The organism is Stenomitos rutilans (assembly GCF_059505485.1).
In genome coordinates this window covers 26,817-52,981 of the sequence record NZ_JCACKR010000027.1, presented here as the reverse complement: position 1 = coordinate 52,981, position 26,165 = coordinate 26,817, and the positions used below count along the sequence as shown (strand labels likewise).

The window sequence follows — 26,165 nt, the reverse complement described above, 5'->3', positions numbered from 1 at the left end:
GCGATCGGGTCGTTTCTGATGCCCTCGCATTACCCCAACAGATCTTGAAAAAAGCCTGGTGATTGCCAGAGTACGTAGCCAATGCCTGCAACGGCAAGCGTGATGGCGATCGTCATACCATAGGCAATGCACATCAACAACCCATCGGCCTCTAACGTGGCGATCGCCAATAGCAAGATTCCAGCAGTCGGAATGGGATTGGTAAAGGGGATGGGGAGCATGAGCAAAAACGCCAGCCAGGCAATACAAAGCCCATTAAGCTGCCAGATGTGAGAACTTTCAGCCAGCTGCCGTAACCGGGGGCGAACGAGTTTCTCGATGAGTCCAGTCACTCGGCGGAGCAGGCCCAGTAGGTTCAACACAAGCCAATTGGGAAACTGAAATTGTGCAATGCGTCTGGGTAACCAGGGCGATCGCCGTCCGACTGCCATCTGCGCCCCTAAAATGAGGCAACCTAAACCCAGTGGGCCTGCAAAGCCCGGTGGCATCGGTAACAGAAACGGTAGAGCAAGCAACCCGATCACAAGGCTAAAGCCTCGTTCGGAGGTTCCTGTCAAAATGTCGCCTAGCGTCAGGGGTTTCTCTGCCAGTTGCGTTAGCAGTGCTTCTAAATCTTGCGAAAATCTTAGATTCATGGCGCAGGTGACAGTTGAGTACGATCGCTGAACGAGTGTGTCAAAGAGAGGCACAACCAAACACAGAAGGCATTGACATCAAACATTGTCACCAAAGATTGACGAGGTCTGCTCGGCTTCACTCGCCAGACTAACCGATCCTAATCCGAGTTGACATCCCAACCTACGGATGATCCCTGCTCATCCGATCGATTTTTGTTGCTTATTTTTAACAAGCTACTGAACAAGCCAAAGTTGGAGATCACTTGTGTCGCGAAGCTTTTGACGCAGTATCGCCTCTTCGAGCTTCAACCGGGTGTGATCAATTTCTTAACATTGAGAATTATGAAAAAGCCCAAATCTGTACAGGATCTATCAGCTAGCGTTGAGTTGTGGCGCACTTTAATTGCCCTTTCAGCACCAGCCATCGTCACTATGAAGATTCAACTAGAACGTAAGCTTTATCCTTGCCGAGACAACCTTCGCTGCACGGTTTGTCAGCAAGTGTTTCATGTTGCGCCGATCCGTTCGCTGCTGTACCAGGACAATGGTCTCTTACAAGGCGATGTCTGCTCGACCTGTGCCAAATTACCAGCAACAGAGTTTAAGCAACGCATGGTCTTAAATGCAAGAATCTTATTGCAACAAGAAAGCGTGCAGGATGCTCAGACCGTCACATTACATGTACAAGCCTTAGAGTTATTAGACGTTGCAAAAGAATCCATCAAATTTCCTTCGTTCTGGCAGCAATGGCTTATGCAGCTTGATGTCTTTGCCCAAGACACACAGGAGCTAGAAGCTGCGCGCTTTGGCTTGCAGGAGTATCCCTACTCATGGCGATCGCACCCTCGCCCGTTCCTTGACGACGATCGTGCTCAAAGCTAGCGCAGCTAAATCAAGCTCAGGTCTTTTCTAAGAGATCTGGGTGACTTGACCCTCTAAACCCTGGTGAAGCGCTGCCGTCCGTTGATACGATTGAGGGTAACCGCATCAGTAGGCAGCATGACCACAAGCTGGAAACGATTCAAAGGCGTTACCCCTTCCCTTCAGGTATGTTTGCGCCTTTTCTGGTGTGTGCTGCTTTGTTGGTTGGTCTCTATGAGTGCGGTCAATGCGGGTCTGCTTGACGATCGCCTTGCGACCTTCCCAAAGTGGGACAATAAGCCTGCTGTGCAGCCCGCCAATGGCGACTTGGAGTACCCCGATTGGTTAGCAGGCTCTTGGACAATGACTAGCACTCTGGTTGAACTTGCAGCCCCCCTGGCACCGGATGTGGTGACGCCAGGGTTTGACAGCAACCAGCAGTACCTCAATCAGCCGATCGCCTGTAAAGTTCGGTTTGTCCCCTCCAGTCACTTGTCGATAAAGCGTGAGTTTCTGTCCTTACTGCCGCTGAAGGGACTGATTAAAGATCCTGTGGTGTCCGATCGCGCCTTTAACGGGTTAAACCTTGCAAAAGCCTATCTGGGTGACAGTGTGCTAGCTGTGACGGTCGATCCTCGATCGCCCAACCGTCAGATGACGCTACTGCAAGGTGGACGGCAGTTGATTTCTGTCATCACTGCCCGCGCTATTGAAACGCCCGCTCCCGATCGCTTTCTCACCACCGAGCTTTTTCAGCAAGTCTTTCGCGGTGTGCCCAATCCTTACCTGAACCAGGTTGAGACAACAACCGCTTACCAGCACCTTGCAGCCCAGGATGCCTCAACCGAAAAGCCAACCATCACAGCCGATCAGGTGACTGCCATTTATCTCTCGCCGCAAGACCCAGAGTACTTTAAAGCGGTCGATCGTCCAGTCGCTTTGTATCGCTATCGCTTGGAGTTTACCCGCGAAGAGGGAAATCAGTTTTGAGGTTTGACCAGTCACCAGTGAAACAATGAACAGCACATGGACAGAGCTTGACTGAAAATTGGAGACTGCCTCTGCTTCCTCCGCTCCCCTTGCTTCCCAGCCGCACACACCCTTCTACCTTCACTGATGCTTCATCGCTTTCAGCAGAGACATCAACGCCTGATCTTCAGAGGGGTTAACGGCACGATCGAGCATGGCGATGCTCACTGCTTTAGGCAGGGCGACAGCAGCCACATCGGAATCGAGTCCTTCTAGGAGGTCTTCGAGTGATTGGGGCACTTTTAAGGCCGATCGAATCCCAAGGATTGTCTCCTCAGGCAACCCGAACGCTTGCAATTGAGGTTGGAGGCTTTCCCAATCAACTGATTGATCAGGATTGCCAACCTGAATCAGATACGCCAGTAGCCGTTGCATCTTGCTTTTCTGCTGTGGTGTAAACTCTGCGGGATTGGTAACAACAGCATCGGCTTCCGTTTCAGACACATCCAGGTTGCGGAGAATTTGCTGCCAATCATGGGTATCGCATGCTTCGGGTTTATCCACAGAGATTGAAATGTGGATTTTGCCAGCACCTGCATTCAGTTGTGTTACCTGAGCACGAACGCCCAGAAAGCCCAGCCATTGCGCAACAGTCGAGACCATTGTAGGACGGGTAGCGCGACTATTTGCCAATAGCCTGATTTGGGTTTGAACCATCGGACGCACAATTTGTGAAAGCATAGCAGAGGCTTGTTCATCAACTGTTCTCTAGCCCCTAGAATAGCCAACTTTTCGCATGGATGTAGCAGTTTTAACCACATTCTTGCCGTGCTTGCCGTTCAGGCCTGGAATCTGCGCCTATTTCCGCTCTGGATGCTTTGCCTCTTCAGTCGATGCGCCGAACTGGTTAATGGTGGCAATGAGTTGATACAAGCGCCCTAAGTCGCGTTGATTAAAGTACATGCTCAGCGTGGATAGGCCCTCGGTTGCCAGGGTCTCATGAGGCAAAGGCTGACTTTTTTCGATTCGTCCTTTGACTAGAATGTCGCTAAAGGTGGCGTTCAAGCGCTCAACGTCAGCATCTGTAGGCTCTAGGTTCAGCCGAATGACGAGTCGGTTGCCTACATAACGGCAGGAGTGGAAAACACGATAAAAGCTGGCGATCGCCTCGCATGCCACATCAAGTCGATCGGTAATGGTATAGAGACTGGGATCATCGGGGCTAATCAAGCCGCGTTTTAGCAGTTGTTTGTGGATGTAGTCGTTCCAATCATGCCAGTAGTTACCACCCGGTTTATCAATGAGAACGAGCGGTACAGGCGACGATTTCCCTGTTTGACTCAACGTAATGCATTCAAACGCTTCATCCTGCGTGCCAAATCCACCCGGAAACAGTGCCAACGCATCGCTTTCGCGCAAGAAAAACAGTTTACGGGTGAAAAAGTATTTGAACGGAACGAGCTTGCCATCGCCCTCAATAAACGGGTTTGCACCCTGCTCAAAGGGAAGCTGAATGTTTAAGCCAAAGGACTTTTCACGTCCTGCACCTTCATTGCCTGCTTGCATGATGCCGCCACCCGCACCCGTAATCACCATAAACCCTTGCTCTGCTACACGACGTGCAAATTCCACTGCCAGGGCATACTCTTCTGTTTCAGGTGCAATGCGAGCAGAACCAAAAATTGCAATTTTTCGCACGTGCCGATAAGGGTAGAACGTCTTAAAAGCCCGTTCCATGTCCTGTAGCGACGCATTGCAGATTTTCCAGTCTAAGCGGTCAATGTCATCCTCGGCCATCCTGACAATTGTTGCTAGAGCAAGCTGGATGAGTTCCCCATGCTTTAAATTTGGTAAGCGATCGAGCAAATGAAACACATCCCCATGCAGTGACTCGGATGGGTTTGATGACGGAGATGAAGCCATGCATTCCTCCAACAGCTAGCACTCTATTTTATCGAGATAACCGCTCACCTCGTTCAGCAAATAAACTGAAAACGCCCCAGAAGTTATGTTTCTGAGGCGTTTGTTTGCGTTTTAGGTAATTCGCAGCGGCTGCAAACTCTGGCGATGCAGCAGAGTTAGAATGCTAATTTAATAAGCAGCGTTCAAGCATCAACTCTTCGCTGACACGCTTCAACGCCATCTTCCAGCCTGGTTCCAGCTATAGATATTTTTCCAGCGTGTTTGATAAGGTTGTTTTGGGCACTGCACCAACCACCATGTCAACGCGCTGCCCAGCCTTAAAGATCATCAGCGTTGGAATACTGCGAATGCCGTATTGGCTGGCGACACTAGGATTCTCATCAGTATTGAGCTTAACCACCTTTACCTGACCGTCGTACTGTGCAGCGATTTCATCAACGATCGGTGCCACCATGCGACAGGGACCGCACCAGGGAGCCCAAAAATCTACTAAAACTGGCACATCGCTTTCAAGAACTTCTTGTTTAAAAGTAGAATCCGTAACTTGTGCGGCTGCTGACATGCTTGGAACCCTTGCCTATATCGTTTCACAAGATTCTACCATAGCGACAATTGGCACCTTAGAGGCAACGATGCCAATCTTTAGACATAATTTTTGATGTTTTCAATGAATAGAGCGTTCTCTAGCTCATGCTGATTCTTGCCTCAGCAGCCAAAGGACACAAGACCGTAGTTTTGACTTTTCAGTCGATCCAGCAGTAGGATGACGTTGTAGCATCTTAGTGAAGCAATGGTTGTTGACCCTGAGCGGTAAGAGCGATCGCTTGAAACCATTCAGTAAGCTAAGCATCGCTGTAGGCGTGTCGCCTTTAGTCGTGTTGCCTGTATTAAGGTGCCAACAGAAGTCTCGTTCCTCACTCACCTGATTGCAGCTCCAGTGCCAGCTTAGGGTGCTCTTGCCGAAAATCCCATACAAAAGACCCATAAAAAGGAACCGCCCAAACAAACGTTTAGGCGGAGTGTGGTGTGAGGAGTGAACGGAAACATGCGTCTCCGCTCCCTTTATTGTAGACGACCCTTTATTTTTTTCCATCTATTCTTAAGCAGTAAGGAAAAAGTCTTAAGAATTTGATCACATCATGCAACATTGCCTTTCTTGAGATAGATATTGCAGGTAGAAAAGCAGCTACAAACAAGCTGCCTCAGAGCACAGCTCTTCGCTGCTTACTTGCCCATACCAAGCTGTTGAGCTTTTTGGTAGACTTTTCCTTCCGTTAGTAAAGAGGGTGCAATCACTACTTCAACGTGCTGCATCTCCTTAATATCCTTCGCTCCCAGGGTGCCCATGCTGGTTTGTAGCGCACCTAAAAGGTTGTGCGTGCCATCATCTAACTGTGCTGGCCCCCGTAGGATTTGCTCCAGCGTCCCGGTTGTGTCAACGCGAATGCGGGTACCACGAGGTAGGACAGGGCTTGGCGTTGCCATGCCCCAGTGAAAGCCCTGCCCAGGCGCTTCTTGCGCTCTCGCAAAGGGAGAGCCAATCATGACACCGTCTGCACCACAGGCGATGCACTTACAGATGTCACCGCCTGTGATAAGGCCACCATCCGCAATCACGGGCACGTAGTTACCGGTTTCTTGATAATAATCCTCACGAGCCGCCGCACAATCTGCGATCGCCGTTGCCTGTGGCACTCCTACACCCAAAACCCCGCGTGAGGTGCAGGCGGCTCCTGGCCCAATGCCTACAAGCACTCCTGCTGCACCCGCTTTCATGAGATTTAAGGCGACTTCATAGGTGACACAGTTCCCCAGAATAACGGGAATTGGCATTTCCTGGCAGAAGTGAGCAAGGTCTAGCGGCGTAACGGACTCTGGCGATAGGTGTGCTGTTGAAACCACAGTCGCCTGGATAAAAAATAGATCTGCCCCAGCTTTAGCAACCGTTGCACCGTATTTTGTGGCGGCGATCGGCGTCGCGCTTACAGCCGCAATCCCACCCTGCTGCTTAATTTCTTGAATGCGCTGTTCAATGAGTTCTGGCTTGATGGGTTCAGCATATAGCTCTTGCATCAAGGTCACGAATTCGCTTTTGCCTACAGAGGCAATGCGATCGAGCACCGGGTTAGGATCAACATACCGGGTCTGAATCCCTTCTAGATTGAGCACGCCCAACGCACCCAACTCCGATAGCCGCACTGCCATACCTACATCGACGACACCATCCATTGCGCTGGCAATGATGGGGATTTCGCGCTCAATGCCACCAATTTGCCAGTGGGTATCTGCCAGCTTTGGGTCAAGCGTTCGCTGTCCAGGAACGAGCGCAATCTCATCAATACCGTATGCCCGACGGGCGGTTTTGCCCCTGCCAATTTGAATGTCCACCGTTCTTCCCATGTCTATTTACGTTAGGGTATCAAATTGCGAAAGGGATTGGCGCATTTTCAACCCTACCTGCTTCCCCTGCTCCCCACCTCGACCGTAACGCAATGGGCAGTAATCCGAACCTGGTGCAGACCGAAACGTAGGCTAGACCAGAGGTAGATAATATCGTGTCAGTAAGTGCCTACCGTAAACTTAGGACAGACAGTGTTTGATTGAGTGGCTGTAATTTCCATGAAAGGACATGAGCTATGAATGCATGGCGCGATCGCCTGAATCAGTTTAGCGGCAAAACCCGCTTTGTTGTCTGTCGTCTCTTTGTGCATTTAGCAGGGGAGGAGGTCGCTGCACTGTTAGGTGTACTCAATAGTACTGGCCGTGATGCAGTGGACAGTGAGGGCGATATGAACGTTTTGGGAGAAGGACTGGTGGAGATTTGCCAGAGCCTGCTGCAATATGACACTTACTGGCAAGCGGCAGCAAACGAAGGCGATGTGTTTTGGGAAGAAGGCGATGCGGGCGACTTTGTGACGGAGCTATTTACGGATTCGGCTCAGCGCTATCGCAGTGCGCCCGCTTTAGACACACCAGATAACGAGCCGCTGACCTTGCCTACCACCCGGCATCTGGTTGTAATGCTGACGATCGCCTACGAAGGAGAAGTCCCCGAACTGGAAACGGATCTCGCTAGCATGGGTGCATTGAAAGCCGGACTCAAGGCCATGATCAATCTGCACTACCAGGAAAAACTGCGGGCTGTGCAGGTGCACTTCTCCCCAGCTCAGTTGGGCGACGAGTTGACAGATGATCAAGTACTAGTCGCCTTTCCAGAACTGATTCCGCTTTAATTTGCTTACAACCTGGCTTACGGCCCATTCATTCACCGAATCGAACCTATTCACTGACCTATGCTACGTAAATTTTTGCTTTACTCAATGGCGTTGACGCTGCTCTGGACTTCCGTTGGTTGTGGTAATCCGATCGCTGACCAACCAGATGAAGGACAAACGCAGACTGCCCAAACTCGCACGGTTGCCCAAACTCGCCTCTCCGATGGGCAATACCCTGTTCAGCAGGCAACCTACAATGACGACGGTGGCGAATATAACGTCGTTCTACTCAACACGAAACCTGGGGAATCATCTGTTTTTCGCGCAACGAATCTACCGATGGCGCGTCTGACGAATGAAGAGGTTTCGGCTGGCAAGAAGAGCTACCTCAAAGTGGAAAACGGTCAGCCGTCGCTCTATTTGACTGAAGACTTTAAGATTGAATACGTCCATAACGTGACGGAAACGCAGACCAATTCGCAAACAGGTCGCCAAGAAACGGTTGTAGTCCGTCAAGAATCTAATTTCTGGACTCCGTTTGCGGGGGCATTGGCAGGGCAGGCGTTAGGTAGTCTGCTGTTTAGACCGCAGTATTATGTACCGCCGATCTACCAACCAGGTGTGCCTTTGGCTGGCTACGGGGGGTATGGCACCTCTTACAACCAGGCGGTTAATAGCTATCAAAGCCGCTATCAAGCACCTCCAGCAGAAGTGCGAAATCGTCAGTTACGAACAACGGGACAGCTTAGAACGCCAACCTCTAGTGCCGCTCGATCGCGCAACACAGGACAGTACGATCGCTCGACGGGTTCTGGGTATGGCAACAGCACGCTACGTCGTTCCAATCGTTCGACTGGTAGCTACCGGAGTCCTAGCAGCGGCTTTGGGAGTGGTTCGCGATCGCGCAGCTTTGGCAGAAGACGGTAACTCTGAGCCGCTAACTTTTGGTAGGTAGCTTAGTTTTAGCGGTCGGCTGTCAGCCCTGTGGAGCCGATACAAGGCTAACTGTGAAGCTGTGTGGTTCTAACCGCTTTTCAGTAAACATATACCTTCTTATTGGTGTTTGTCAGTAGTTGCCTTCTACCTTTTGTCCTCTCCTACACTTTGGTCGCTCCCGATGGGCACTGAATGTCTTTATCGACTAGTTGGGGTATTGCAGGAGGCGTTTTGGATGGTTTGCTAGTAACGCAGATCGTTGTGATCGGCGTGTCGTTGTTTTTATCATCTTTGACCAAAAGTGTGACACCTGCGTAGCTTGGTAAGCCATCTTGTTTTGCTGTCGCGATCGCGATCGCTTGCTTTGACGGCAACACATCAGTGCTGTAAGCGTAATTTGGGGTGTCGGCAGGAATGCTGCTCCCCAATTCTGCAAGCGTTGGGGCATAACGTTTCTGTTTGGCAAAAAACTCAGTTTGCTGCTGAAGCAAGGCTTTGACCGTAGCAATGGCAGTGGTTGCAGTATCTTTTGCCGTATCGGGGTTTGCGGACGGTTGCCCCCCTGCAATGAGCGGTGTGCCATCTTCAGCACTACCTCCTTTGGCAGCAACAGCCGTCTGTGTCCCCCCTCGTTTCGCTTGTTGCTGAACGCGTGCCAGTGCTTGCTGATAGCTGGGTAGCAACTTTTGGGCGGCGGCGTGATTGGGGCTAGAAGTAGGGACGGCTTTCATAAACGCGATCGCGCGTTGCCATTGGGTCAGCACCAGGTTCCAGTCTTCTGGCGTTTGGGCAGACTGAGCCAGACTGGTGGCACTGGCAGCCTTGTCCACGCCTTTGACAAACGGATCGCCCGTCACGGTTGGTGTAGGTGATGGGCTACCAACAATGGGGCTTTCTATGACGAGTTCTGGTGGCGATGACGTTGGACGAGACGTGCTGCAAGCCGCCAATGCCATCACGATCGCCACTAAAGAGGCATGAATCCAAAAAATCTTCATATCTAGCGATTCTACCTTTGCAAAGTCGTTTGAGATGAATAGTTTTGAGTTTTGAATAGCAGTCAGCTATCAGCTTTCTTCTAAAAACCAACAACTAACAACTTCTTTAGCCTTCTACCTTCTACCTCCCACCCTCTGCCTTCTGCCAGCTTCTAACAACCAAAAACTTTTCTGGTATGCCCTTTCTTGTATGCCTGCAAGGCTTTAGGGCTTTACAATCAAAAACTGCTTCTGCCTTCTTCAAAACGGATTGACGACAATTGAAAAGTACACCCCATTTTCCTGCCATGTCTCTTTTGTACCGCTGATTGCGATGAGTGGAATGCCCCAATCCAGACGGGCGGTGACGCGATCGCCACATTGCAACCGCAACCCCAATCCCACAGCGGCTAGTGTTCTTGGATCTGGGTCAAGGTTGGTGCCCAGGTTCCAGGTGGTACCCAGGTCGATGAAGGGGGTGAGTTGGAGCAGGCTTCTCAACTTGGGCAAGCGCAGAATGGGAAGGCGAAGTTCAATGGAAGCAAAGAGTCCGCTATCGGTGAGTAAGGCATCCTGCCGATACCCACGCACGCTGTCTTGTCCGCCCAGGCTAAATTGTTCGAGCGGTAGGATGGGTCGATCGGCCAGTTGCAAATCGCCGCGCACAAGCAGCAGGGTTTCTGGCGCTAGTAGCCGTACCCATTGGGCTTGCCCCCGCCAGGTAAAGAAGCGGCTGTCGGGAGGACTGGGATTAATGGTGGCGTCTAGGGCATTGAGTCCTACGGTGAATTGAGAACGGAGGGCAATGACTTCAACCCCGCTGCGCCAGGTCATGTCTTGGAAAAAACGCAGGGCGGTGAGGCGGGTTTTACCGTTGCGATCGGCTCCTAATACCGGGAAGGGAAAGAGTCCGTCTGCTATAGTTGCTTCGCTTTCACGTCGAGTAGCTGTCAAGCCGAGTGCAAATTCGTAGGTTGGTGTCTGGACGATCGGTTGTCGAAGGGTGAGTTCGTAATAGCGTGATTTGGACTCAATCCCTAGACGATCGAAGGGTGGCTCAATGACATTGCTGGAGGCGCTGCCGTAGTTAAAACTAAGGGTGCCATTTCGCGGATTAAACGGAATGGTATGGCTCAAATCGATCGCGTTGCTGCCGTTTGTGTTGGTGTACACCCCACTGAGACGATCGCCTGACCCGGTGACGTTGCCAAGGCTGACTTGCAGCTGCCGTCGATCGGTGCCAACACTGGGGGCACGCCCATTGTCTAAGGTTAGCTGTGCATTTAGAGGGGGTTCTTCAATGATGCGCACCGACAGCACGCTTTCGCCAGGACGTGACCCAGCCGTTAACTCTGCTGAGAGCGATTGAATGAGCGGATCAAGTTGTAGTAATTGCAGCGCTTCTAGTAAGCGATTGCGGTTGAGTGGGGTGCCTGTTGCCAGCGCTAAGCGCGATCGCACGTAGTTTGGATTCAGTCGGCGGGTGCCTGCAATGGTGATGTTTGCCAGGTTGCCCTCGACTACGCGAATGGTAACGATGCCACGCTGAAGCACCTGCGACGGAATGTAGGCTCCGGACGTGATGTAGCCGTTATCGAGATAAAGCTGAGCAATGGCAGACCGTAGCTGAAATAATTCGGCGATCGTCAGAGGGCGTTTGGTGTAAGGTTCGGTGATTTTGGCAAAGTCTGCGGCGCTAAACACCTTGCTGCCAACGACTTCAAAGCGATCGACCGTAATGGTTTCGGGCGGTGTGTCAAACGGTGCAGGTGGGGCTGAAGGGGGGGGGAGCGGCAGTAGTCGATCGAGCGATGGTAGCGGGTCTGGTACAGAGGCTGGTGGTAGTTGGTTGGAGGGGGGGGAAGGGTCTCGTGGCAGTGTTGGCGGCACTGCCCGTGTTGGAACACCCCTTGGAGGGATGGTTTGGGCGATCGCATCTGACCGCTGCGCTAACAAGAAGGGCGACGGTGGTTGTACGGTGATGGTTGCTGGCGGCAACCTTTGAGGAAGACCAGGCTTACTATATTGCGCTCTCACAGGTTGGGTGCACAACACCTCAAAGGCAACGAACAAGCTCAGCCAAAACCGAAATGAGATCGACGAGTGCTGCATGAAACCTTTGCTTCAACCTTTGGCATCATCTCATGTGCGGTTGGTTCCAGGGTGTTGAGTTTCAATGATGCCTTCGGCTTCGTTGGCGATCGCTTTCAGTCGTTCTAACGTTTCGGGTGCGACCTGTTGCCATAGGCCGCGCTGATTCGCCTCCAGGAGCCGTTCTGCCATGTCACGCAATGCCCAGGGGTTACTTTTTTGGATAAAGTCCTGCACGGTTGGGTCAAAGACATAGGCATTGGCAACGCCGTCGTACATAAACTCTTCGACGCAATGGGTGGTGGCATCGTAGGCGAATAAGTAATCGAGGGTCGCTGCCATTTCAAAGGCTCCTTTGTATCCATGCCGCATGACACCAGCAATCCATTTGGGGTTGATGACGCGAGAACGATAAACGCGGGCAATTTCTTCGCTGAGCTTTCGCACTTTGGGCTTTTCGGTGCGGGAATTGTCGCCAAAGTAGATTTCTGGAGATGTTGCAGAGGCGAAGCGTACAGCGGCTGTTAAGCCACCTTGAAACTGGTAATAGTCATCCGAGTCGAGCAGGTCATGTTCGCGATTGTCCTGGTTTTGCAGTACGATTTGCAGGGTGCCGAGCCGTTGGGTGAAGGCTTCGGGGGCTGATTTACCTTCGGCGTTACGGGTGTAGGCGTAGGCGCTCCAGTTGATGTAGGCGCGGGCCAGGTCGGCATCACTTTCCCAGTTTTGCGCTTCGATTAAACCTTGTAGTCCGGCTCCATAAGCGCTGGGTTTGGAGCCAAAGATGCGGTAGCGCGATCGGGCAGCGGCTTGTTCTGCTATCAGTCCTTCAGATTCCCAGTGCAGGGTTTCTTGTTGTACCTGAGCGGCGAGGGGATTCTGGTCGGCGGGTTCATCAAGGTTAGCGACGGCGTTGACGGCACTGTCAAATAGATCGATCAAATTGGGGAAGGCGTCGCGGAAGAAGCCGGAGATGCGCAGGGTGACATCGACGCGGGGACGACCGAGGAAGGAGAGGGGTAGGATCTTAAAGTCAATGACTCGTCGAGAAAGGCCATCCCAGACGGGCTGTACGCCGAGTAGTGCGAGGGCTTCTGCGAGATCGTCGCCGCCTGTGCGCATGGTGGCGGTGCCCCAGATGGAGAGGCCGAGGGTTTTGGGGTATTCGCCGTGTTCCTGGGTGTAGCGTTCGATGAGGGTTTCGGCGGCGTTGCGTCCGATGTCCCAGGCGGTTTCGGTGGGGATGGCGCGGATATCTACGGAGTAGAAGTTGCGTCCGGTGGGGAGAACTTCGGGTCGTCCGCGTGTGGGGGCACCGGAGGCACCGCTGGGGATGTAATGTCCGTTGAGGCTGTGGAGGAGGTTGGTGAGTTCTTGATCGGTTTGATATAGGGCGGGGAAGAGGCGATCGCGTATCCAGATCAATTCTTGCTGGGTTTGTGAGTTGATCGAGTGTTGCGGTGAGTGCTCGTGTAGAGAGGTAGTGGCTTTGGTTGAGAACCTGCTCCGGGGGACTTCCCCCCGGCCCCCGGCGATGTGGGGGCCTAACTCCCCCACGCCCCCCGAATAGGAGGTCTTGGGTGGATAGCAAGGAGCGATCGAGAGGGGTTGGGCGTTTGTGGCTAAGTCTGTTGGGTCATGAATGAGTGCGGCGACGAGTGTGGCGGCATGGGTTTCGATGGCTTCGACGGCATCGCCGATGGTGCGGCAGGTTTGAAGGGCAGGATGATCGGTGGGTTCTAGGGGGTCGCCTAAATTGGCGATGAGGGGATCGAGGTCGAGGTGCCAATCTTGGGCGATCGCGCGGGTGAGGCCGAGACGATTGGCGGTGGGGTTGCGGGCGATCGCAAGGGCTAGATCGCGGAGTTGGGTACCAGTGGGACAGTGTCCCAAAATATGCAAACCATCTCGAATTTGGGCTTCTTTGAGTTCGCAGAGGTAGCCATCGGTGGTAGTGAGAAGGGTGGCGATCGCGTCTTCGGAGAGGTCAGTTTCGAGGCCTAGATCTTTGTGGAGGTTTTCTTGATGGATGAGTGCGAGCAGGCGATCGCGAATGAGGTTAACCCGCGACGGATCGAGGGTTTGGGCTTCGTAATATTCGTCGATTAAGCCTTCTAATTGATGCAAGCTGCCGTACAATTCAGCGCGAGTCATGGGTGGCGTAAGGTGATCAAGAATGACGGCGTGCGATCGCCGTTTTGCCTGCGATCCTTCACCCGGATCGTTCACGATAAAGGGGTAGAAATGGGGCATCGCGCCAAACACAGCTTCGGGATAGCAACGTTCTGATAGGGCCACACTTTTGCCAGGAAGCCATTCTAAATTGCCATGTTTGCCCACATGCACAATGGCATTTGCTTCAAAGTGAGCGTTGACCCAGTGATAAAACGCAACATACTCATGGGTTGGTTCTAAATCGGGTGCGTGATAATTCAAGGCTGGGTCGCGATCGTAGCCCCGCGCAGGTTGAATGCCAACAAAAATATTGCCAAATTGAATGCCTGCAATGGGAACCGCATTGCTGGTTTGAGGGTTTCCCCAGCGTGTTTGGATACCTGTTTGAACGGACAAAGGCAATGTTTGAAAATGGGTTTGATAAGCTTCTAAAGGTAAAGATTGATGGATCGATCGCAAATCTAAACTTTCTGGATCATTAGTCACTCCGGCAGTCAGCATTCGCATCAATTCATCACTGGTTTCAGGAAAATCTGCAACAGTGTAGCCTGCTCGTTTCAATGTTTTAAGGATTTCCAAACAGCTTGCAGGCGTGTCCAGTCCTACACCATTTGCTAAGCGTCCATCGCGGTTAGGATAGTTCGCCAAAATGAGTGCAATCTTTCGATCGGCGATCGACGTGTGGCGTAATGCAATCCACTTAGCAGCTAAATCTGCAACAAAGGCAATACGCGATCGCTCCGGCTCATACACCACCACATCCGTTTGCAACAATGGATTTTGAGTCTGCACTGCTTTAAATGAAACCGCCCGCGTAATGATTCTGCCGTCCACTTCGGGTAACGCCACATTCATCGCCATGTCACGCGGCATTAAACCCTGTGTGCTTGCTTCCCAATAGTCTTTCGTTCCGCCACTAAAAATGACTTGAAACACAGGGACATTCAGCCTTTGCCACAAATCAACTTTAGGTGTATCCGTATCCAAACTTGCTAATGAAAAACTGGTGGTATTCAGTAAAACATCAACCTTCTCACGGCACAAGCGCATGAGTTCTGCCTGCACATCCGGCTCTTTTAACGATGAAATAAAAATAGGTACAGGCGTTAAGTTCCGTTCAATTAAAGCCTCACAAAGCGCATCGATCGCTGCCGTATTTCCCGCCAAATAATGTGCTCTATAGAATACGATCGCCACCCTTCCCAATCGTTGCTTTTCGTCCCCAAACATCTCTACAGAATGTTCTAAAGCCTCCTCAAACCCTTCAGTGTCTAACAAAGACCCCTCAATCAATCCCTGGTTTTCACGACAGAACTCCTGTTCGGGGGGCGTGGGGGAGTTAGGCCCCCACATCGCGGGGAGCCGGGGGGAAGTCCCCCGGAGCAGGTTTCCAACAAAGCCCAAATTTGTAGCAACCACAGCCTCCACCAAAAGCTTCTTAGAACCAGGTCGATACAACCCCACACGCGACACCGACCGAGGCAGTTCATAGTCGATCGCCACCTGCAAAAACTCCACCGCCACAAACTTCAAAAGGTTCTGATAATTCTCACTACCCGCCTCAATAAAGTACTGCCATACCCGATTTACGATCGCCAGCGGTACCGTCGAATGACTCGTCAACGTTGGGTCAGGACGTTCATCCCCCGGAATGAACATCAACGCAGCCCCAGTTTGCCTCGCCGTTTGCTCAACCACATCCAACCCATAGCTCCAGTAAGCCTGCCCACCAATCAACCGCACAATAATCACACGTGCGGCAGACAAAACGTCTTCAGCGTAGGTATCGATCGTCAACTGTTGCTGAAGCTGAAGCAAATTCACCACCCGCAACGATGGAAAATCGGCGGGTAGCTGAGCCACCGCTACTGCAAGCGTCTGAATATCCGTATCGGCGGCTGTAAGCACCACGATCGGTGCAGGCTGTTGCTCCACAAAAATCACCCCATCCGCAGATGGGTTCCAGCCTCCTGGCAAAGTGGCAAGACGATGCATCGCGTCAAAAGGTAGCGGACAGTGGCTACCATTATTGCAGGTGAATCAAGCATTGCGCCTGAGATCGATCGATAAAGTAGGCATGGCAACACTTTGCCATTCAAGGATGGCAAAGTGTCAAATATTGAGTGGAACCTGCAAATTGAACTTTTCCTTCAATATGCATGCTTGGCGAGAAGCTGTCAGACACCCCCAGCAAAGCTGGTGGCTTGATGAGTGTGACCGCCCCAAGGGCGGATGTCCTTGCTCAGGGGTGTGCGCCAGCGTTAGAACTGACCGCTTTGATCAGCCGCTTCCTGTTCTCGAATGTCGCGACGTACTGTTTCTAGTTCAAAGCCAACCGTCGAAACGGCATAGCCTCGTGCCCAGAAATGCTCACCGTTGAACTTGCGTTGTTTGCCCTTAAATTGCCGTGCAATAGCCATCGCACTCTTGCCTTTCAAAAAGCCGATGATGGACGAGACCGCCTACTTGGGTGGAACCTCAATACACAGATGCACGTGGTCGGGTAGCAGATGTGCTTCGACAATCCGACATGCCTTCTGTCGAGCCAGTTCATGGAACACCGGACCGAGCTATTGTCGAATGTCATGGAACATCGTTTTCCGTCGAAACTTGGGTACGAACACGACATGATACTTACAATCCCACTTGGAATGAGACAGGCTTTGGTACAGTTGTGACATGCTATGCCTCCTACGGTTTTGCTTCATCAAGCCACCGTAGGAGTTACTTTATTGCCGTATCGCTCAAAGCTGCTCGAGTCGCACTGGTAGAACCAGTGGCTTACCCCATAGATTCAGTTAACCGTCAGGGTGCCCGTGTCAAAGTCGGTGGAGTCGAAATCGGTGACGGTGGCAGTAGTGTCGATCGGGGTAGCGGGATCGTTCTCGGTATAGCTAAGGGCAGTCCCAGAAACGGTCAGGGTTGGTGCCACGTTGGGTTGTTCTATCCACAGCTCATTCCCATTTACACTATCATCCGCAAAAAATAGCAGGTGATTGGCATCAAGGGCACTCAGGTTGGTTGGGTTGGAACTGTTGGAGCCAGGATAGATATCTTTAGTTAGGACGGTGCCTGCGGCAGTGCCATCACTCTTCCATAACTCATACCCATTGGTGGAGTCAGATGCCGTGAAGTAGAGGGTGCCGTTGAGGTTAGTCAGGTTGTATGGATTGGAACCGTTGGTGGGGAAGGAAAAGTTGGAGAGGTGGGTAGGTGTTAACACTCCGCTGTAGTGGGCAAGGGTCTGCACCTGCCATGCCAGCTCCGATTCGATCTCGCCCGTCTGGTACTCCAGCGTCCAATCGCCGCTCTTACTGGCACTCCCTGTCAAGTCATCCGATGCCGCGACATCCGCCCCTGTCAACTGGCTGAGAATCGAGACAAACGCTTTGCCCAATTCGCCCTGCGCTACCTCACAGCCATAGAGCAAAATATCCGCATCATCCGTCAGCGCCTGCTTCCACGACTGAATCTGGTTAGTAAAGGTGGACAAGCCGCTCAGGTTCAGTTTGCCCACACCAAAGTCTAACCCGCCCGCTTCGCCGTGAGAGACAATGTGAATGCTAGAAACATTGTGGCGACTCAACAGGGTATTTGTGATCTGAGTCACAGCATCCTGGCTAGAGTTCAGCAGATGCACTTCGGTGTCCGGTGCAATGCCTGCCACTAGGGTTTGGTAATCGGTGACGGTGGTGTCGATAAAAGCGATCGCGCTAGCCGCACTTGTCCCACTCCAGGTAGCTAGCGGGCTTAGCCCATTCGTCGTTGGTGTTTTCAACGCAGATGACTGCGACAGCTCATACCGATTTAAAGAATGACGGCTACAGATCAATCGGTGGGTAGGGGCAAGGCATTGCCTTGCCCCTACAGGATGTGTCGCATTTTCAATTCAAATTGGTATCACCAGAAGGCACAGTCTTCAGGGCATCACTCAACACAGATGGTTTCGCAAAGTTCATACAGAGACTCGATAGATTGGCACGACAAGATGAAGGACTGCGATCGTCCACGTCAGTAGGGACAATCCAACGTGCATTGAGTCCGAGATGGGTTATGAGAGTTAGTGACTCACGCTTAAAGGAGAAGAGACGCGACTAATGGACGATGTGCTACCGAGCGTTCACCAGTGCATTCGCGTGAGTGCCAACCTTAAACATGAAAACTTAAACATAGAGGTACGTAGTCGCACCTACCTTAGTAGATTTCCCCACAAGCTGAAGAAATATCACGAGTAAAAAGCAATGCGATCGGGCCTTACTACAGTCATTCATTGACTGGTAGCCTATCTCCATCTGCAAACGGAGGAGCGATCGCCGCGTAGCCGTCTTGGTTCGCAAGCAGGGCTAAACGACGAGACGAAAAGCAAGCGGGCAATGCGCCCAACTTTGACTTACAGATGCCTTTGTACCGCACCAGTGGCGTAGACTTCACCCAAGTCGATGGCTTTGGGGTGTTAACCGTGCTGACCTGCTCTCTGAGTTGGTCTTTGACATTGTTGCTAAACCCACCACTCTGAAGGTGTTTCTTAGGAGTCAGTTTAAGTGCCGCGATCGTCCTTCCAGGTAAAGTCTCCTCTTAGAACGGGCAAACGCTGCAAAAAAGCACGCCGTTTCGCAAAATTGTGCTAAAACTCTACCGATAGTGTAGAGTTTGAATTCTAAATGCTACATTTAGCTGAGTTCATGTATTCTAAAGTCACTTTAGTATGACTAAGATCGTCCATCTATACGAGCTTTAGATGCTGCATTTAGCCCACCCCGTTCCAAAGAAGTGAGCGCTTAACCTATGGTTCGAGAACTTCATCAAGTTCGTGCCAATAGCTTGCCAGCCAATCCTAGTTTTGTGCAGGATTCCGCCTTTCTGTCTGCGCAGTTTCCTGAAACCGCGCAGACAGCAAACCCTGTCTTCTACAGAACCTACAGCCGCCGTACCGAAAACCGTCGTGAACCGCTTGCCGATGTCATTCAGCGGACGACACAAGGCTTGGTTGCGCTAGGGAAGCTAACCCGCGAAGAAGCTGACTTAATCCAGCATATGCAGGAGCAACTGAAGAGTATGCCCTCCGGTCGCTGGCTTTGGGTTGGTGGCACAGATTGGATTAACAAGCCAGAGAACTTCTCCGGAGCATACAACTGCACCAGCACCAACGTCATCGACTGGCAAGCGTTTGGGCTGATGATGGATCTCGCCATGATGGGCTGCGGCACCGGCGCAATCCTGGAACACCGCTACATCAACCAACTGCCCGCCATTCGGAATCGTCTAGTGGTGCGGCTAGAAGGTGAGATTGGCACTACGCCTATAGGTCAGCGTCACGATCGCACTCAAGTAACCATTGACGGCAATCAGGTACACATCCTCGTAGGCGATAGTCGTCAGGGCTGGGTGCAGTCCTACAAAGCCTTACTGGAACTCTCGACAGACGATCGCTTTACGGGAGATGTCTCTGTAATCGTCAACGTGAGTGATGTCCGCGCCGAAGGGGAAGTGCTGAAGGGCTTCGGCGGTATGGCAAATCCGATTCGCCTCCCAGGACTGTACGAACGGTGCGCGGCATTATTGAACAAGGCGATCGGGCGACAGTTGACCTCGGTAGAGTGCTGTCTGCTGATTGACGAAGCGGCTGCAACCGTTGTGGCGGGCAATATCCGGCGCAGCGCAGGGATGCGACAGGGCATCAGTAGCGATGCAGCCTTTGCCATTGCGAAAGACAACCTCTGGCAGCAAGATGATACAGGCAACTGGCGCATTGACCCAGAACGTGATGCCCTGCGGATGGCGAATCATACCCGTGTGTATCACCACAAGCCGACCGATCAGGAATGTGTCGATGCAGTGCGCAAGCAGTTCTACTCTGGCGAAGGCGCGATTCAGTACGCACCAGAAGCGATCGCCCGTTCTAACCGTGATGTGTTGACCACTCCTGAGCTAAAAGCTGACTTTCTCGCTGCCTACAATCAGGGCACCGCTAGAGAATGGCTCCAGCAACAGGTGCCTCAAATGCCTGTGGATGAGCTAGAGCATCGCCTGGGGCGCTACGGGTTGAATCCCTGCGGAGAAATCTTGGGTGCCGATTTTCACTGCAATCTGGCAGAAGTGCACCTGAATCAGCTTGATCCTCATAATCTTGAAGAACAGGCGGATGCCTTCCGAGCCGCTGCATTGTCTGTAGCGGCCCTTCTAAACCACCGCTTTGCCGAACCGCGCTACCAAAAATCACGCGATTTAGACCCGATCGTCGGCGTTTCCTTTACCGGGCTGTTCGATTTCTTTGTGCATGCCTTTGGGGTGGAATGGCTGCGCTGGTGGGAAGCTGGCAGACCTAATACGGTTGCTGGCCTGGAATTTAAACAAAGAGAACAAGAATATCTGTCGTTCTGGCGCGAAACGGTGCATCAAGCCGTGTGGGAGTATTGCGATCGCCACCACTTAAAACGCCCCAACCGCTGCACCACCGTTCAGCCAGCGGGTACTAAATCCTTACTGACAGGAGCCAGCCCCGGTTGGCATCCGCCCAAGGCTCAGCGATTCATTCGACGCATCACGTTCCGCAAAAACGATCCCGTCGCGATGGCATGTCTGGATTACGGTTACAGCATAGTGCCGTCGCAATCAGACAAGGACGAGACGGGCAATCTCTTGAACGACCCATTCGACCTACGCTGTACAGAATGGTTGGTCGAAATTCCCGTCGAGGTATCTTGGGCGAATCTGCCGGGTGCGGATACGATCGCCATCGAAAAATTCTCGGCTCTCGCCCAGTTCGACTTCTACATGCAAGTGCAAACCTACTACACCGCGCACAACACTAGCGCCACTATCGAACTCACCGAAGCAGAAGTGGAACCATTGGCGCAGCGCATTTATCAAGCGATCGCCAACGACGAAGGCTATATCAGTGCGGCTCTGTTAGCGCGGTTTGATGCTCCCTTCCCCCGTCTCCCGTTTGAGAAGATCGATCAGGAAACCTTCGATCGCCTCCAACAAGATGTCAAAGCGAGACAGCAAACCAGCGACTTTTATGCCGCCCTCAGCCGCTATGATTCTGGCTTCAGTCTTGCCGAAGGGCCTGCTGGTTGCGATAGCGATAAGTGTATGTTGCCGGAGAAGAAATGAGGAGGCAGAAGGCAGGGGGCAGAAGGTGAGGAGTAGGGAGCAGTAAAGAACTCAAAACTCAAAACTCCTTACTCTCTCCCCTCACTTAGAAATAAAGTGCACCCAAAACTGGTTATCTGTGCAGCACAGGTCATAGACTAATCTGTACGAGTAGGTCAAGCCTGCACCATTAGCATAGATGTCGTATTCGCTGTCACCAGGGCCGTTGTAGGTCAGTTCTCCGTAGGGATCATTTACAACGAACCCATCGGCGTTATAGCCAGTGAAGACCACAATATGCCCAGAAGCGGTGAAATAGCCGTGGGCGACCACTGGGTTGCCCTGGATCAACCATTCTTTTACATTCTCAAAGCTGGCAGTTGTTTTGAAGGTGTCCTGGCAGCCATACACCTGCACGACCTTTGCCAACACGTCAGGTTCGTGACGATCGAGCCCATTGGCCGCACAGTAGTCCTGAAGTTCATCCGGGAAGCGCTTTTCGGGGTGCTTGCGTGATGCTCCCAGATATGCCAAACACATCGCGATCGAAGTGACATTACACGTACCGTAAGGATTTTCAGAATTATCAAGCTGGTCGTAATACGGCACTGACAGCTTCACAGCTTTTGGAAAAATCACCTTGTTATTCTCTAGAATTGCGCCATGACGCTGATAGACATACCAGGTATTTTTGCCTTGAAAGCTTTGATCTGCCAGCGCTACTTTAATGTGATCACTGGCTGGGGCATAAGACTCCACGTTGAGCAAAGTCCCAGCCTTTACGGGTTGAAGCTGAGCCGCTGTAAGCTTTGAGGCTTGAACTGGTTGTTGTTTGAGTGCTGTATCACAAAGAATTTTAAGCTGAGTCATAAGAAAACACCTGCTGTAGACGATGGAGCTTCATTAAGGGAGAGGCAATTCAGGTGAGGCGATCGAAGCATAGTTCGGAGTGGATGTCTCATCCAGCCCGCTTAACATCAACACTGTTGCACCTGGTTCCGGATGTTGTGATGTGTTGTCATCTTGATGTCAAGTTTGCCCGCATTGAGATGCCTAGATTGTGGACTATAAATTGACCACTGAAACGCAGAGGACACAGAGAAAATCTTTCACTGTTTGCGCCTCTGCGATCGCGTCTGAGTACGATTTAATTCTCCTGCCTTAGCCGATGGACTAATTCACTTCGCGTTACAATCACCAGTGGGAGAGCGCTCAGTAACGGAAAAGCAATCAGCGGTCAGCTTTTGAGCTTTACATGCCGTGCTAAGTCTCAATCGGGTTGAGAGTAGAGCGAAACAGATTTCTCTCGTTCGCTTAATACCGACCGCTGATAGCTGACTGCCGATAGCCAGTAGCTAACTGCCCAAACAACTCAAAGGAGCCTCAATTCATGTTTCTAGATGAACTATCCCCTGTTTGGAGAGAGCTTTCGCAACAGCCCATCGCGTTTTTAGGCGGCTTTGTGTCTGGGCTTCTGCGTCTCAATCTCTCGGAAGATCCCGTGAGAAGCTGGCTTGATCAGCAATCAGGTGCCACTAGCTATACATCAACGGCTGGATCAAACAATGGTAATAGCAGTGGGCCTAAGTCGATTTCGATCGATTAAAGTGCGAGTCTTTCGCATCAGCAACCCTCAATAGGTATCAGGGTTTTCAGAATGAGGTGAGGAGGATATGCTATCACCGGATCTATGGGGTTATACATGAACCCTTCGCTCCTCAACCTGATGACTCGCTCATGACTATTTACGTTGGTAACTTGTCCTATCAAGCAACCCCTGACGACCTCACGGAAGTATTCTCTGAGTACGGCACCGTGAAGCGCATTTCGCTGCCAACCGATCGCGAAACGGGGCGTATGCGTGGCTTTGCCTTTGTTGAACTGGCCGAAGATGCTCAAGAAGACGCCGCGATCGCCGATTTAGACGGGGCAGAGTGGATGGGCCGTCAGCTTAAGGTGAATAAGGCAAAACCTCGCGAAGATGCTCGTAGTGCGGCTCGTTAGCTCGTTGCATCATCCGCCACAATCAATGCGAAGGGTTACGGCTGCTGTGAAGGTTCGCCTTGCCACGAGTTCGTTGTGTCTTAATCGCCAAATTTAACCGTCAAACTCGTCCTATCTATGGCAATCTGTAAGGGCAGAGACAAATCATTTTGTCCTGTTTACAGTGTTGTCTTGCTGCCAAGCGTTACTAACAGCGTATGCAAACTCTGCCTAGCCCAACTGCGGTTTCCACTTCCCCGGCTGCTCCTACCGATACGTCTATTCAACGTCGCAAAACGCGATCGGTGCCTGTCGGCAGCCTTGCGATCGGTAGCCAGCACCCCGTTGCCGTCCAGTCCATGATCAATGAAGACACACTGGACATTGAGGGTTCCGTCGCAGCGATTCGTCGCCTCCACGAAATTGGCTGCGAAATTGTGCGGGTCACGGTGCCCAGTATGGCACATGCCAAGGCAATGGAAGAAATTCGCCGTCGCTTAAACACGACCTATCAAAATGTGCCGCTGGTGGCAGATGTGCATCACAACGGACTCAAAATTGCGCTAGAAGCTGCCAAGCATGTGGATAATGTGCGGATCAATCCAGGGCTATACGTGTTTGAGAAGCCGAAGAGCGATCGCACCGAGTATACCCAGGCAGAATTCGACGAAATTGGCGAGAAAATTCGCGAAACGTTAGAACCGTTGGTCATCTCCCTGCGCGACCAGAATAAATCTATGCGGATTGGCGTAAATCACGGCTCCCTGGCAGAACGGATGCTATTTACCTACGGCGACACACCCGAAGGCATGGTGGAGTCGGCGTTGGAGTTCATCCGCATCTGCGAATCGCTCAACTTCTACCACATTGAACTGTCGCTCAAAGCCTCCAGAGTGCCCGTGATGATTGCGGCTAATCGTTTGATGGTGAAGCGCATGGATGAGCTGGGCATGGCGTATCCCCTCCATCTGGGCGTAACGGAAGCAGGCGACGGCGAATACGGTCGCATTAAATCCACTGCGGGCATTGGCACACTACTGGCAGAAGGCATTGGCGATACCATTCGCGTCTCCCTCACTGAAGCACCCGAAAAAGAAATCCCCGTTTGCTACGGCATTTTGCAAGCGCTGGGACTCCGCCGCACGATGGTGGAATACGTCGCCTGTCCTTCCTGCGGACGCACTCTGTTTAATCTGGAAGAAGTGCTGCACAAAGTACGCGAAGCCACCAGTCACCTCACAGGTTTAAACATTGCCGTGATGGGCTGCATTGTGAATGGTCCCGGTGAGATGGCAGACGCAGACTATGGCTATGTGGGCAAACAAGCAGGCTGGATTTCCCTCTACCGGGGACGGGATGAAATTAAGAAGGTCCCCGAAGCGCAAGGCGTTGAAGAATTGATTAATTTGATTAAGTCAGACGATCGCTGGGTTGATCCGTAAGAAAGTTAGAGGAGGTTGTTACTTTTTGGCTATTAAAAGCAATTAGAGAAGTGGTAGGCAAGGAGATAGAAATCACAAGAAGTGAGCTATCCTCGCCTCTGATTGCTGAATTCTCTATCAAGAGAGTTAGACATACCATGACAAATTAGTTGGCTGCTCCGCTTCTAAACCGAGGTATAACCTTAAAGCTATCTTTTAGGCATTGAATACTGCTCAACCTTCTCTTCTATACTCAGATGAAATTGCTATAGTGTACTAGCAAGAGTACTAAAAACTAAAAATTTGAGTTACGGGAACTTATGAGTAACGGCAACTCCATCATTAATCTTGGAGATGTTTCAAAACCTGCGGTTGTTCTAATTGAGAAAATATCAGATGCAATTGGAGGGTATTTCAGGCCTTATCAGATAAGGCAAGTTGCTCGTGCAGAAGCTGATGCTGAAAGAATAAAGGCTCTTGTTCAGATTGAGATAACTGAATTACAACAGCGAGCTTTACATCGGTTCGTCCTTGAGGAAGCAAAAAAACAAGACAACATCGAGTCTATTACTGCTAAGGCTCTACCTTACCTCCAGGAAGATGCAGACCCTAGTAGTGTTGAGGATGATTGGATCACAAACTTCTTTGATAAATGCCGTCTCATATCAGACGAACAAATGCAGGCATTATGGGCAAAGCTGTTAGCTGGAGAGGCAAGTTTCCCTGGCAGTTACTCAAAGCGCACGATTGATCTGTTGAGTTCACTTGATAAAACAGATGCGTCGCTATTCAGCACTTTATGCGGATTTGGGTGGTTTATTGGGAACGTGGTTCCATTAATATATGACGAGCAAGTCTCAATTTACATCGATCACGGAATTAACTTCAATGTCCTGAAACATCTGGATGACATTGGTTTAATTAGTTTAGCTCTCACTGGATACAAGCGAATAAGAGTTCCAAAATACATGTGCATTTTTTACTATGGAGCGCCAATAAGCATTGAGTTTTCTGGTGAACAAGATAATGAGTTAGAGACTGGAAAAGTTCTACTGACACAAGCAGGACAGCAGCTTGCATCAATCTGTGGTGCTGAACCTATACCAAACTTCCTTGATTATGTTTTAACTACATGGAGAGATAGAGGTCTTATTGTTTCATCTCCATATCCGCGTGAACTATCGGTCAATGACAAATAGCTAAGTTGAGTCAATATGGGAAGTCGACAAATAGCCAGCAACCCAAAGTACACCCGATCTGAAGAAGCTATTTAAGGGTGAGGCTACTGTCAAATGGCTTGAGCCTGTCTTGTGAGACGGAGGTGTACAAACCTCTACAGAACAGTAATCGGATTGAATGCTACTTAAGATCTAATAAGCCTTCTTCCTTTAGCTTAGGATTGAAGCGAATTTCGACCTGAACGCCGCGAGATTTTAACACTTCCAGGATTTCTGCCTCGACTCGACGAGCCACTTGCTTGAGAACCTTCGTTTGAGTCAATTCATCGATCGCCCCCACAAGGCTCGCCTGCTCCTCTGGTGTCATTTGAAGCTTGGCATCGATCGCTTGCGTCCATTGCCCCTCATCCACACCATTCCCTGCTGGTACCGATCCATTCTCGCTGATCCAGGTGGTACGAATTTCTTCTAAAATCGTGCGATTGGGGCGATCGATCGTCTGTACTTTCAGCCAGTAACAGCACTCTGGTTGACGCACCAACTGTTGCTTGAGGCTCAAATGAATATCGCGGGAATACCCAACATATTGCAGCATTTGCTGTTGATCAAAAATGGCATACACGCCGATTTTTCCCTGTAAAAATTCAGGCAAGTGACCACGATCGTCAAGATAGTGAATAAACTCCAAACTAGACAGTGAAGGAGTATCGGGTTGAGAAGACAT

At 51.2% G+C, this 26,165-nt stretch carries 21 protein-coding genes and 1 pseudogene; 9 read left to right on the top strand and 13 right to left on the bottom strand.

All coding sequences use genetic code 11. The features are described from left to right. Window positions 1-29 precede the first annotated feature (29 nt). The gene (locus AC5JLP_RS03480; RefSeq protein WP_496066510.1) at window positions 30-635 is read right to left on the bottom strand and encodes an exopolysaccharide biosynthesis protein; all 606 of its coding nucleotides are present in this window, start codon (window positions 633-635) and stop codon (window positions 30-32) included. 324 nt (window positions 636-959) lie between these two features. On the opposite strand from AC5JLP_RS03480, the gene AC5JLP_RS03475 reads away from it, so the two are divergent. Together AC5JLP_RS03475 and AC5JLP_RS03470 are read left to right on the top strand one after the other, a co-directional pair. Further along, window positions 960-1,499 (top strand): hypothetical protein, encoded by a 540-nt coding sequence (locus AC5JLP_RS03475; protein ID WP_496066509.1) that lies wholly within the window; start codon window positions 960-962, stop codon window positions 1,497-1,499. Window positions 1,500-1,712: 213 nt separating this feature from the next. After that, window positions 1,713-2,468 (top strand): DUF6816 family protein, encoded by a 756-nt coding sequence (locus tag AC5JLP_RS03470; protein ID WP_496066508.1) that lies wholly within the window; start codon window positions 1,713-1,715, stop codon window positions 2,466-2,468. Between the two features lie 120 nt (window positions 2,469-2,588). Here the strand turns inward: AC5JLP_RS03470 and AC5JLP_RS03465 are convergent, their stop codons facing one another. From AC5JLP_RS03465 to AC5JLP_RS03450, 4 genes are all read right to left on the bottom strand, one after another. Further along, window positions 2,589-3,188 (bottom strand): hypothetical protein, encoded by a 600-nt coding sequence (locus AC5JLP_RS03465; protein ID WP_496066507.1) that lies wholly within the window; start codon window positions 3,186-3,188, stop codon window positions 2,589-2,591. A gap of 117 nt (window positions 3,189-3,305) precedes the next feature. Continuing rightward, complete coding sequence (locus tag AC5JLP_RS03460; protein WP_496066506.1) at window positions 3,306-4,370, bottom strand: LOG family protein; 1,065 nt, start codon at window positions 4,368-4,370, stop codon at window positions 3,306-3,308. A gap of 238 nt (window positions 4,371-4,608) precedes the next feature. Further along, window positions 4,609-4,932, bottom strand: a complete 324-nt coding sequence (gene trxA, locus AC5JLP_RS03455) for a thioredoxin (protein ID WP_496066505.1) — start codon at window positions 4,930-4,932, stop codon at window positions 4,609-4,611. 662 nt (window positions 4,933-5,594) lie between these two features. Continuing rightward, a complete protein-coding gene (locus tag AC5JLP_RS03450) occupies window positions 5,595-6,758 on the bottom strand; it encodes a GuaB3 family IMP dehydrogenase-related protein (RefSeq protein WP_496066562.1) in 1,164 nt (387 codons plus the stop codon). A gap of 248 nt (window positions 6,759-7,006) precedes the next feature. Here AC5JLP_RS03450 and AC5JLP_RS03445 point away from each other — a divergent pair, with 248 nt between their 5' ends. After that, entirely contained in the window at window positions 7,007-7,603 is a 597-nt protein-coding gene (locus tag AC5JLP_RS03445) for a DUF1517 domain-containing protein (protein ID WP_496066504.1), read from the top strand. Window positions 7,604-7,663: 60 nt separating this feature from the next. After that, a complete protein-coding gene (locus tag AC5JLP_RS03440; RefSeq protein WP_496066503.1) occupies window positions 7,664-8,512 on the top strand; it encodes a hypothetical protein in 849 nt (282 codons plus the stop codon). A gap of 170 nt (window positions 8,513-8,682) precedes the next feature. On the opposite strand, the gene AC5JLP_RS03435 is transcribed toward AC5JLP_RS03440, so the two are convergent. The 6 genes and pseudogenes from AC5JLP_RS03435 to AC5JLP_RS03410 all read right to left on the bottom strand — a co-directional run bounded on the left by AC5JLP_RS03435 (window position 8,683) and on the right by AC5JLP_RS03410 (window position 18,195). Beyond that, on the bottom strand, window positions 8,683-9,519 hold the full coding sequence (locus AC5JLP_RS03435; protein ID WP_496066502.1) for a type IV pilin-like G/H family protein: 837 nt from the start codon (window positions 9,517-9,519) through the stop codon (window positions 8,683-8,685). Window positions 9,520-9,759: 240 nt separating this feature from the next. Beyond that, on the bottom strand, window positions 9,760-11,610 hold the full coding sequence (locus tag AC5JLP_RS03430; protein ID WP_496066501.1) for a ShlB/FhaC/HecB family hemolysin secretion/activation protein: 1,851 nt from the start codon (window positions 11,608-11,610) through the stop codon (window positions 9,760-9,762). A 30-nt stretch (window positions 11,611-11,640) separates the two neighbouring features. After that, window positions 11,641-15,759: a cobaltochelatase subunit CobN gene (gene cobN / locus AC5JLP_RS03425; RefSeq protein WP_496066500.1), complete on the bottom strand. Its 4,119-nt coding sequence runs from the start codon at window positions 15,757-15,759 to the stop codon at window positions 11,641-11,643. Between the two features lie 266 nt (window positions 15,760-16,025). Continuing rightward, window positions 16,026-16,445 (bottom strand): annotated as a pseudogene (gene tnpA / locus AC5JLP_RS03420) (IS200/IS605 family transposase). 113 nt (window positions 16,446-16,558) lie between these two features. Continuing rightward, window positions 16,559-17,542, bottom strand: a complete 984-nt coding sequence (locus AC5JLP_RS03415; RefSeq protein WP_496066499.1) for a DUF4347 domain-containing protein — start codon at window positions 17,540-17,542, stop codon at window positions 16,559-16,561. 485 nt (window positions 17,543-18,027) lie between these two features. Beyond that, entirely contained in the window at window positions 18,028-18,195 is a 168-nt protein-coding gene (locus tag AC5JLP_RS03410) for a hypothetical protein (protein WP_496066498.1), read from the bottom strand. 354 nt (window positions 18,196-18,549) lie between these two features. Between AC5JLP_RS03410 and nrdJ the strand changes: the two genes are divergently transcribed. Further along, on the top strand, window positions 18,550-20,880 hold the full coding sequence (gene nrdJ, locus AC5JLP_RS03405; RefSeq protein ID WP_496066497.1) for a ribonucleoside-triphosphate reductase, adenosylcobalamin-dependent: 2,331 nt from the start codon (window positions 18,550-18,552) through the stop codon (window positions 20,878-20,880). A gap of 81 nt (window positions 20,881-20,961) precedes the next feature. On the opposite strand, the gene AC5JLP_RS03400 is transcribed toward nrdJ, so the two are convergent. Further along, window positions 20,962-21,729, bottom strand: coding sequence for a C39 family peptidase (locus tag AC5JLP_RS03400; RefSeq protein WP_496066496.1), 768 nt, complete (start codon window positions 21,727-21,729; stop codon window positions 20,962-20,964). 520 nt (window positions 21,730-22,249) lie between these two features. Here AC5JLP_RS03400 and AC5JLP_RS03395 point away from each other — a divergent pair. From AC5JLP_RS03395 to AC5JLP_RS03380, 4 genes are all read left to right on the top strand, one after another. Beyond that, window positions 22,250-22,465 carry a ssl0294 family protein gene (locus tag AC5JLP_RS03395; protein WP_496066495.1) on the top strand — a complete coding sequence of 72 codons (216 nt, stop codon included), beginning with the start codon at window positions 22,250-22,252 and terminating at the stop codon, window positions 22,463-22,465. A gap of 131 nt (window positions 22,466-22,596) precedes the next feature. Beyond that, window positions 22,597-22,863, top strand: coding sequence for an RNA-binding regulator (gene rbp, locus AC5JLP_RS03390; protein WP_496066494.1), 267 nt, complete (start codon window positions 22,597-22,599; stop codon window positions 22,861-22,863). A gap of 197 nt (window positions 22,864-23,060) precedes the next feature. After that, window positions 23,061-24,284 (top strand): (E)-4-hydroxy-3-methylbut-2-enyl-diphosphate synthase, encoded by a 1,224-nt coding sequence (ispG, locus tag AC5JLP_RS03385; protein WP_496066493.1) that lies wholly within the window; start codon window positions 23,061-23,063, stop codon window positions 24,282-24,284. Between the two features lie 299 nt (window positions 24,285-24,583). Further along, complete coding sequence (locus AC5JLP_RS03380; RefSeq protein WP_496066492.1) at window positions 24,584-25,462, top strand: DUF2806 domain-containing protein; 879 nt, start codon at window positions 24,584-24,586, stop codon at window positions 25,460-25,462. 160 nt (window positions 25,463-25,622) lie between these two features. Here AC5JLP_RS03380 and AC5JLP_RS03375 read toward each other — a convergent pair whose 3' ends face one another. After that, on the bottom strand, window positions 25,623-26,165 hold the full coding sequence (locus AC5JLP_RS03375; protein ID WP_496066491.1) for a GIY-YIG nuclease family protein: 543 nt from the start codon (window positions 26,163-26,165) through the stop codon (window positions 25,623-25,625).